Consider the following 10,003-nt stretch of genomic DNA (forward strand, 5'->3'; position numbering starts at 1 on the left):
AATCCTTATGGAATCCGCAGGGTTCTTTGTGTATAATGAAGATTACATCGAAATTGATATGGAGGCACAATATGAAATCATTTGTCAGCCAGGGAAGATGCATTGAATCTATCCATTACATGGTAAAAATGAGCGAAAATATAGAGAAAATGGAAGCTATGGTAAAGGCCGGAGAATATTTTATCGTCAGCCGGCCCAGGCAGTTTGGCAAGACTACAACTCTCTATTCCCTGGCACAGGTGCTCTCAAAGGAATATATCATTATCAATATGGATATGATCGATTTGGATCACGAGGCATTTTCATCCGGCAGGGCATTTTCAAAAGCTTTTTGCCTTCAGGTTATGGATCATATCCTGGAGAGGAGAGAAAGTGACTTGCTCCTTCCTGATACTGTCTCAGACAGTATAGCCTCCATTGCAAGGGGAGAGACCACGGCAAACCTTCAGCAGTTGTTTTCCCTGATTCGAAAATGGTGCAGGAATTCCTTTAAACCGGTCGTTTTGTTTATTGATGAAGTTGACGCAGCGGAAGGAAGCGACGTATTCCGCGATTTTCTGGGAAAACTCCGCAGCGCCTTTATCAAAAGGGATCCTGAGAACATGAACATCACATTCCAGTCCGTCATCCTGGCGGGCGTCACCGATGTCGAACACCTCAAGAGCGGGATCAGACCGGATGACGAGACCCGGCGCAGGGGAAGCCCCTGGAACATCGCCTCCAATATCACGATCCCCATGGAGCTGCCCGCAAAAGGTGTTCAGCAGATGCTGCAGGAATATAAGAAAGACCACGGGATCCGGATGAATGTCAAAAAAGTCACGGACGCCATCATGAAATGGACCAATGGTTATCCCTACCTGGTCTCCCGCATCTGCGAGATCCTGGACACCGAAATGGTGCCCGGCCGGTTCAAAAGCCTCACAAAAGCCTGGACCACTGCCGGAGTCGACGAAGCCGCCACAAAGATCGTCACAGAAGACAGCAGCCTGATGAGTTCCCTGATGGGAAAGATCAATAACGATCCGGCGCTTGCGCAGGACCTGAGCGATTTCCTCTATAAAGGGAAAAATATCAGTTTCAGCATCGACAACGAGCGGCAGAGATCCTTCCTGCTCTATGGCTTTGCCCGCGTCTCCGGGGCTCGCCTTATGATTGCGAACGAGATCTTCCGAGTGCGCCTGTGCAGAAAGTTTGATGATGACTTCCATAATAAAAGTCCCCGGGACAAAGCTGTCTGGGATGCCGGGGAAGCGTCAAAAAATAAATACGTGGACCCTGCCGGCGACCTCAATGTCTACCGCATCCTGGAAGACTTCCTGAGCACCTTCACACGCGTCAGGAAGATTTCCGCCCTTCCCGATGAGGAAGCACAGGAAAACGAGTTTATCGAAGACGTCGGCTGCAGACAGTTCCTCCTCTACCTCACTCCCATTATCAATGGCGCTGGAACCTATTCCATCGAAGAACAGACCCTGGACAGACGCCGCATGGACGTGGTCATCCACTATCACGGAAAGCGCTACATCCTGGAAATCAAGATCTGGCACGGCGCGAAATATAACAGCGATGGCGAAGAACAGCTCAGGGGATATCTGGATTATTTCAATCTCAATGTCGGATACATGCTGACATTCAGCTTCAATAAACACAAGAAAGTCGGAATCGACACTCACACCATCGATGGCAGGATCCTTCACGAAGCCATTGTGTGAAAAAATGCTGAAGGAAGAGACCAGTAGAGGAGATAGAGCTTTCCAGAGGAGACAAGGAACGGTTTTTTTGTCTCCTCCTAAGCTGAACAGGAGACAGAGAACCGTCCCTTGTCTCCTGAAAACAGTCACTTAAGCAGCCATTGACAATCTTGCATTCTCTAAATTGTTTTACTAAAATAATTTCAAGAAATAAAAATAATTTAAAATAATTAGAATTAATAAATAATTACGGAAATAATTATAAAATAAGCAAAAAATTGGAAGTAATAAAATTATTTTAGATAATTAGCTGATTTTAGTAATTGGAGAATGCCATGAATAATCCATTTTCTCTTTTATTTGGAGCAAAACCCCTGGAACTTGTTTCCCGGACAATGCAGCGTGAGGAAGTGATTGAAGCCTTCAGCGCTGAACCGACGTATCAGAACGTCTTTATGATCACCGGCATACGAGGATCCGGGAAAACAGTCTTGATGACAGATATTTGTAATGAATTGAAAACGAGGGATCATTGGATCGTTATCTCTGTCAACCCCGAAGATGATATTCTGCATTCGATTGCAGCAGAACTGAGTTATACCAGAAAATACAGAGAGCTGTTTCAGGATGCGAAAATCAGCATTTCTCTGCCGGGTATCAATTTTGAGATCGACGGGGAACCTCCGATCACAGATACCCGGACAGCAGTTAAACGTATGCTGCAGAGCATAAAGAAGAAAGGGGACAGAGTCCTGTTCGCCATTGATGAGGTCACCAGCAACAGTTATGTAAAAAAGTTTGTGGCGGAGTTTCAGATCATGACCCGTGAGGAACTGCCTGTTTTCCTCCTGATGACCGGACTATATGAGAACATCAACAGCCTTCAGAATGAAAAGAGTCTTACCTTTTTATATAGAGCACCGAAAATATTGATCACTCCGCTGAATATCAGGGCAATGGCGGTCAGATACCAGAACGTATTCCGGTTTGAAGACGATGAGATCTCTTTTAAAATGGCCAGGGAGACGAAAGGTTACGCCTTTGCATTTCAGGTTCTGGGCTTTCTGCAGACAGCCATCTAAACCGGCCAATAAAGACGCAATGCACGGCCAAGAAAAGACACTATCTCTGGCCAGATGATGACAGCGTCACGGCCAGATAACTCCCCTTTGCACCAAACGGCATCACTCTCTTACGGAAACCCCAAAGCGATAAACCTCGGGGGTTCGGGGGCTGGCCCCTGATACAACTATCAATTATGCTGACCGGGAATAATGACAATTATTGACCGCGCATTATGTCTTTACATGACCGGGAAATGTGTCCTTACTGGCCGGATACGTGTTCAATCTGCACTTTCTGACCTTTCGGAATCCGGAACATGATTACAAGAAGGTATATGATGAATACAGACAGCTTCTCGAAGAGTATGTCTATGATAAACTCTGGTCTGAGATGAGCGCAAAAGAAAGACTTATCGTATCTGCAATGACAGAGACAGATGAAGTATCAAAAATCCAGAGCCTGGCAAAAATGGGAAACAGTGCTTTTTCTCCATACAGAAGGCGGCTGATTAAAAAAGGAATTGTCAGAGGAGAAGAATACGGGAAGCTGTCCTTCACATTGCCTTTGTTTAGAGAATATGTGCGGGACCTGTACAGAGGCTTATGATGAACTGATTTTAAAAAAATTCTCGTCTTTTGAGGACCCTTACTGGCGTTCTTATTTTTATAGGTGTTCGTATAGGTATTCGTATGGGTATTCGTATGGGTATTTGTATGGGTATTCTTATAGAGGATAGCAATGTTTACATTGGTCATCGGCGGGAGCGCCAGCGGAAAGAGCGAATATGCGGAACAGCACGTGCTGTCACTTTCCACTCCTGAGAAAATATCCCCGCAATCTGGAAACAGGATCTATATAGCGACAATGCAGCCCTTTGGCGAGGACGCCCGGGCGCGCATCGCGCACCACCATGCCATGCGCAGAGACCGTGGATTTGTGACGATTGAGCGATATACTGACCTCTCCGGCCTTAAAGTTCCTGAGAGCAGCAGCGTGCTGCTGGAGGATATGGGAAACCTTGTCGCCAATGAGATGTTTTCCAAAAAGAACGCTGCTGATGAGATGCTTCCTGATAAAATACACTCCGGTGAGACACATGCACCTTCCGGCACAGTCACAGCCGTACTTACAGGCGTAGACCATCTGCTCCTGCAGTGCGCCCACCTGACTATCGTGACAAATGAAGTCTTTTCCGATGGAAAAACCTACGAAAAGGAGACGATCCAGTATCTTCGCGAGCTGGCAGCCGTAAACCGCACGCTCGCCGCCCGCGCCGACCACGTGGTGGAAGTCGTCTGCGGGATCCCAAATATAATAAAATGAACTGTTGCAATAGCCTGTTGAAATGAGCTGCTTAAACGGGCTGCTGCAATGAGATGCAAAAATGAGTCACTGAAACAGGCTGCTGCAATGAGCCGCAAAATGAGTCGCTGAAAAAGGCTGCTGTAATGAGCCGCAAAAATGAGTTGTTGTAATAGGCTGCTGCAATGAGCCATTATAATGATGTGCTCTAAGCTGATACAAGACAGGAAACAGACATGATTTTTGTGATTGGCCCCCTTTTTTCCGGAAAACAGGACTATATTATGCAGGCACTCGGGTGGTCAGAAACAGACTTTCTTGAAAAGGCGGTCCGCGATGTGCAGAACCTTGCCGCGGAAGCTGCCGAAGCGGTTGAAGCTTCACACTCTCCCCTGGATGACCTGCAGGAAAAGCTGCGAAGCCTTGCAGACAGACTTTCTCAAAAGGAAGTTGTCATAGCCACTGAGACGGGGTGCGGCGTTATCCCGCTGGATCCTCAGGAGCGAAGAAACCGGGAGGCAGCAGGACGCCTGTCCTGCCTGCTGGCGGAACGCGCGGAAACCGTCGTCAGAGTCTGCTGCGGAATACCGCAGGTGCTGAAAGGATCAGGCTTTTGAGACCGGGGATCAGATCTTTGAGACCTTTGCTGAAAAGGAGAGGCGCGGGCCTAGTAAAAAACTGTGTTAACGGGAAAGAACTGGTGGAAGTCCTGGTATAATTAAAGCCTGTACACCAACAACAAAGAATTCTGGAGCATAAATGAAATATAACATAAAGACACAAAAACACTCAAAAAGACACTTAAAAAAAACCTTGAAAAAACAGAAAAAACACCTGTTAAAGACCGCAGCAACCGCACTCAGCGCCCTGTTCATGGCAGCTATGCTGCTTCTATGCACAGCCTGTTCCCGGAAAGAGGACGGCGGAACACAGAATACAGAGACTGTACAGAATACAGAGACCACACAGAATACAGAGAACACACAGAATACAGACGGCGAAACTACACCGGACACTGTGAATGATTCTTCGGGCGCAGATGGAACCTCAGCGGCCGCAATGATCTCAGCCACCGCGCAGCCGACAGGTACGTCAGATCCTTCAGAGTCCTCAGGCGCTGAAACATCACCCACCGCAGCCACATCATCCGCCGCCGCAGCCACATCCGCCCCGGCAGTCTCAGCTGTTGCGGGGACCGCATCCACTGCCGCAGCCCCGGAGTACAAAGGCCTGGTCGTCATCGACCCGGGACACCAGCAGTACGCCAACACAGAACAGGAACCGGTCGGCCCCGGCGCTTCCGAGACCAAGATCAAGGTCAGCGGCGGCACTACCGGCACAGCCACCGGCGTGCCGGAATACGAGCTCACCCTCGACATCGGCCTCCAGCTGCGGGATAAACTACTGGAGCGCGGCTACCGGGTCATCATGGTCCGCGACACCAACGAAGTCGACATCAGCAACTCGGAGCGCGCCGAGATCGCCAACGAAGCCGATGCGGACGTATTTATCAGGCTCCACGCCAACGGATCCCCCGATTCCAGTGTCACAGGCGCCATGACCATCTGCCAGACCCCGGCCAATCCTTACAACGGCGACATCTACGAACAGTCCCGCGCACTCTCCGAAAACATACTGGATTCCTACATATTTAAAACCGGCATCAACCGCCAAAACATCTGGGAGACAGACACCATGAGCGGCATCAACTGGAGCGAAGTCCCTACAACGATTCTCGAGATGGGCTTCATGTCAAATACCGGCGAAGACCGCAGCATGCAGGACGACGACATGCAGCAAAAAATGGTCGAAGGCATAGCGGACGGGATCGACGAATATATGAAACAATTCCCGCCCAAAGAACGGGATGAGACTTTCTTCAGGCAAAACGAAGAGGAAGAAGCCTCTTCTGAGCAGAACAACTCCCGGGAAACCTCTGAAGAAGATCTTTCTAAAGAAGAAACCTCCGGAGAGACAGAAGAGTCCTCTGAAGAAGAGTCCTCTGAAGAAGAGTCAGTCCCTGACGGGAAAACAAAAGCCGAAACAAAAGAAGGAATAAAAGAAGAAACAGAAGGCCCGCCCGAAGGAACCGCAGCAGCAGAAGACAATTGAGATAAAAAATATTGACAGTAATTAAAGCAATTAATAATGCAGGAACACAGAGACATCCGGGAACGCCTCTCCATGTAAAGAGAAGCGCGAAGAAGGAAGAACAAAGACGAAGATGGGCATTTATTTAAACCCGGGAAATGAAAATTTCAGGGAAGCCGCAAACGCTGAAATCTATGTCGATAAGACGATGATGATAGAAGCAGTGAATCACATGATGAAAAAAGGGAATAAATACATCTGTAATTCGCGCCCCAGACGTTTCGGTAAGACCACTACATGTGAAATGCTCTGCGCCTATTATTCCAGGGGATGTGATTCCGGAGAACTTTTTGCGCCTTACAAAATCGCTTCATCTCCCTCCTATGAGGAAATGCGGAATAAATACAATGTCATCAGAATCGACATGAACAGCGAATATCAGAATGCCGGCAATAAAGAGCAGTTTCTGAAAGAACTGACCAGGGAAATCATCAGCGAATTCAGAACCGCCTGGCCTGGCGTGTCCTTTAATGAAGACGATTCGCTGGCCAGGTCTATATTGCGTGTATACGCGGCGACCGGCGAGACCTTTGTGATCCTCATGGATGAATATGATGTCCTTGTCAGGGAACAGGCTTCGCAGACCCTGTTTGAGGAATACCTGTCCTTCTTAAACGGCCTTTTTAAAAGCAGCACCGTCAGACCTGCCGTCTCTCTTGCCTATTTGACCGGTATCTTGCCTGTAGTCAGGGATAAAATCCAGTCCAAACTGAATAATTTCCGGGAGTATACCATTCTGGATGCGGGGCCGCTGGCGGAGTTCATCGGTTTCACGGGAGAAGAAGTAAAGGCTCTGTGTGACACGCACGGAATCAATTTTGAAGAGTGCCGCCGCTGGTACGATGGATATTCGCAGCACGGGTATGAGATTTACAACCCGGAATCTGTAGTGGTCTGCATTGAACAGAAGGAATTTGGCAGTTACTGGGGGAAAACATCCTCCTACGAGGTTATTTCAGACCGGATCCGTATGAATTTTGCGGGGACAAAAGATGCCGTCATCAGGATGCTTGCCGGGGAGGAAGTGGATGTCAACGTGACCCGCTATCTGAATACCATGACCTCCTTCAGGACCAAAGACGATCTGTTCACCTACCTGATCCACCTGGGCTATCTCGCTTATCGCAGAGTAACAGGAAATGAAGGAACCTGCAGAATCCCCAACTGGGAGGTGCGCCAGGAATGGTTCAATGCCATCGAAGAAGAGGAGGAGTATGCCATCACGTCGCAGATCATCAGCGATTCCAAAGAACTTTTGAAAAAAAACCTGGAAGGGGACGAACAGGCTGTTGCAAAAGCACTGGACGTCTCCCACATCCATGTTACCAGTAATCGGAGCTACAACAATGAGGACGCCCTGCAAAGCGCTATCTATCTCGCTTATATATATGCTTTAAACCGCTACACCATAGTCAGGGAGATGACAGCCGGAAAAGGCTTTGCCGACGTAGTGTTCCTTCCCGTTCAAAGAACAGACACGGCAATGATCATCGAGCTGAAAAAGAACGGGAATGATGGCGGCGCCGCGGGAGCCCTTGACCAGATTCGCCGGAAACAGTACTTTGACAGCCTGACGCATTACCAGGGGAACCTCCTTTTTGTGGGAATCGACTACGACGAAAAAGAGAAAACCCATGCCTGCAGGATGGAGAGATTTTATAAGGATCAGTGATCCCCGCCTGCATAAATTCCCGCTGACGTAAAACGAAAACAGCCGACTTGGAGAAAAAAGAAAGAATCAGAGGGAAAAGGAAATCCCCAGAAAAAAAGAAAAATGAAAAAAAGAATAACCAGAATCATCACAATTGTCTTCATCTGCGCCCTTGTCGCCTCCTGCTTTCTGCAGGGATGCGCGCAGAAAGACGGCAATTCCACATCACAGGGACAGGAGAATGCAGAACAGGGTATGACTGACGACAATAATAAAAACGGATCCAGGTCCGGCTCCGCTGCCGGAGCAAATACAGACGCAGAAAAGAATAACACCACAAAAGGGAATATCTCTGTAAATAAGGATACTCAGGCCGGCACGGGAGGGACTTCAGATGCAGCCGGTCATGCAGGCTCTGCCTCGACTGCCGCACCCTCTTCCGGAACCGCTGGCTCCTCCGCGTCTTCCTCCACGGCTTCCACCGCTGGCTCCGCCGCCACTAAAAAAGATTCCACCCTCTCCCCGGAAATGTCCGCCCTGGACAAAAAACTCCGCGAGGAGCTCGAAAACAAGAGCGGCGACTGGGCCCTCTACCTGTACCGCCTTGACACAGACGAAGAGATCGCCATCAACGCCGACCAGCCCATGGTCTCCGCCAGCCTCATCAAACTCTACATCGCCGGCTGCTACCTCGAGCGCGTCAAAAAGGGCAAACTGGACGACAACTACGACTACCAGCTCTTCAAGATGCTCTCGGAAAGCGACAATGGAGCCACCAACACCCTGATCGATGTCCTCGGCATGGACAGGATCAACCGCTTCATGAAAAAACACCACTTCAAGGCCGGCAAGCTCAACCGCAAAATGCTGGTGCAGAACGGCACGGAAAACTACACCTCCTCTGCCGACTGCGGCAAAGTCCTCCGCGAGGTCTACAACTGGGACTACGTCAACCCCGACAGCTCCGCCCGCGTCATGAGAGCCCTCTGGGCCCAGATCCCCAGAAACCGCCAGAAGATCCCCGCAGGCGTCCCCTCGGACATCGAGACCGCCAACAAGACCGGAGAACTCTACACACATGACCAGAACGGCACCGGCATAACCGTCCAGAACGACGCCGCCGTCATCTTCGCCCCCGACCACCCCTACATCCTCGTCGTCATGACTGCAGTCCCCGGCGGAGGCGAAGGCCAGCTCCACAGAGAGATCGCCGGCCTCTCCGCCCAGGTGTACGAGGCCATCTGCGGAACCAAGGAAGAGGAGTCGGAAACGGGCGAAAGTGCCATAAGTGGCGGAACTGACCAAAGCGGCGAAAGTGCCGTAAGTGGCGGAACTGCCCAAAGCGGCGAAGGCGCCGCCACAGGAAGCACAGGGAACAAATAAGAGATCTGAACGGTCAAAAAGTGCGGCTGCCTTTTTGATATCTTTTGATATCTTTCCCTTATTTTCCATTGAACACTCAGAATAAAGCCTGTATAATGTAATCGGCTATTTGCCGGAATGGCGCGCAAAAATACTTCAAATGCCTGTGTGTTTTGACGCATGTTTTGACGCGGCCCCCTTTATAATGGCTGTAACTGGATAAAGTGTCTACTGGCGCCATTCTCTGCTGTCCGCTGTCAGATGATTTGATGAGCGGTTTCCGACCGGCTCCAGTGCAGGATCTTCCCGCATCCGGGACTAAAAGCCCCGCCTGGACATCATTTGATTTACCCACGAGTCTCCCGAGTCCGCAGATAAACCTTTTGCGACATCGAAATAATCAATATTTCAGAAGACGGCTGGAAGACAAAACGGATGACGAAATATTCCACGCATTTATAACCTAATCCTATTTCAGAATGTCTTTTAAAAGGAAGTGATCAGGATGAATGCTAAATCATTACTTCATGCATTAGGCGGCAGGAAATACAAATATCCTCCCGCTTTGGTGTACGGCTTCAGGAAGAGGCACGGAGAAAGGAGGTTTAATTAATACGGCCTCTGATCTCGACAAATAAACTGGTGCCGATTTTTGAATCCAAATTTGCAAACATATTGCAACACAGCGGCAGCCCCTCTACCGTAAATAAGCCGAGATACCGGAAGAAAGACTGCCAACGGAAGTTCCCGACAGGACCAGACATCATTCGTTAAGGCT

General features: G+C 49.3%; 7 protein-coding genes. All 7 read left to right on the forward strand.

Going from position 1 to position 10,003, the window contains the following annotated elements; genetic code table 11:
• Positions 1-71 precede the first annotated feature (71 nt).
• The 7 genes from BLT02_RS09935 (at position 72) to BLT02_RS09970 (ending at position 9,246) form a co-directional block, all read left to right on the forward strand.
• Entirely contained in the window at positions 72-1,715 is a 1,644-nt protein-coding gene (locus tag BLT02_RS09935; RefSeq protein WP_175453771.1) for an AAA-like domain-containing protein, read from the forward strand.
• Between the two features lie 314 nt (positions 1,716-2,029).
• Complete coding sequence (locus tag BLT02_RS09940) at positions 2,030-2,776, forward strand: ATP-binding protein (protein ID WP_092994574.1); 747 nt, start codon at positions 2,030-2,032, stop codon at positions 2,774-2,776.
• Between the two features lie 721 nt (positions 2,777-3,497).
• Positions 3,498-4,082 (forward strand): bifunctional adenosylcobinamide kinase/adenosylcobinamide-phosphate guanylyltransferase, encoded by a 585-nt coding sequence (locus BLT02_RS09950; RefSeq protein WP_092994580.1) that lies wholly within the window; start codon positions 3,498-3,500, stop codon positions 4,080-4,082.
• 215 nt (positions 4,083-4,297) lie between these two features.
• Positions 4,298-4,678, forward strand: coding sequence for a bifunctional adenosylcobinamide kinase/adenosylcobinamide-phosphate guanylyltransferase (locus BLT02_RS09955; protein ID WP_092994583.1), 381 nt, complete (start codon positions 4,298-4,300; stop codon positions 4,676-4,678).
• Positions 4,679-4,874: 196 nt separating this feature from the next.
• On the forward strand, positions 4,875-6,173 hold the full coding sequence (locus BLT02_RS09960; protein WP_242869763.1) for an N-acetylmuramoyl-L-alanine amidase: 1,299 nt from the start codon (positions 4,875-4,877) through the stop codon (positions 6,171-6,173).
• A gap of 112 nt (positions 6,174-6,285) precedes the next feature.
• Entirely contained in the window at positions 6,286-7,884 is a 1,599-nt protein-coding gene (locus BLT02_RS09965; RefSeq protein WP_092994586.1) for an AAA family ATPase, read from the forward strand.
• 102 nt (positions 7,885-7,986) lie between these two features.
• A complete protein-coding gene (locus BLT02_RS09970) occupies positions 7,987-9,246 on the forward strand; it encodes a serine hydrolase (RefSeq protein WP_092994589.1) in 1,260 nt (419 codons plus the stop codon).
• The last annotated feature ends 757 nt before the right edge of the window (positions 9,247-10,003 follow it).

The organism is Sarcina sp. DSM 11001, from assembly GCF_900101015.1.
Taxonomy (GTDB): domain Bacteria; phylum Bacillota; class Clostridia; order Lachnospirales; family Lachnospiraceae; genus CAG-791.

Excerpts from the sequence above, each read along its gene's own strand:
- BLT02_RS09935 (WP_175453771.1), top strand. The coding sequence starts at position 72 with ATGAAATCATTTGTCAGCCAGGGAAGATGCATTGAATCTATCCATTAC.
- BLT02_RS09940 (WP_092994574.1), top strand. The coding sequence starts at position 2,030 with ATGAATAATCCATTTTCTCTTTTATTTGGAGCAAAACCCCTGGAACTT.
- BLT02_RS09950 (WP_092994580.1), top strand. The coding sequence starts at position 3,498 with ATGTTTACATTGGTCATCGGCGGGAGCGCCAGCGGAAAGAGCGAATAT.
- BLT02_RS09955 (WP_092994583.1), top strand. The coding sequence starts at position 4,298 with ATGATTTTTGTGATTGGCCCCCTTTTTTCCGGAAAACAGGACTATATT.
- BLT02_RS09965 (WP_092994586.1), top strand. The coding sequence starts at position 6,286 with ATGGGCATTTATTTAAACCCGGGAAATGAAAATTTCAGGGAAGCCGCA.
- BLT02_RS09970 (WP_092994589.1), top strand. The coding sequence starts at position 7,987 with ATGAAAAAAAGAATAACCAGAATCATCACAATTGTCTTCATCTGCGCC.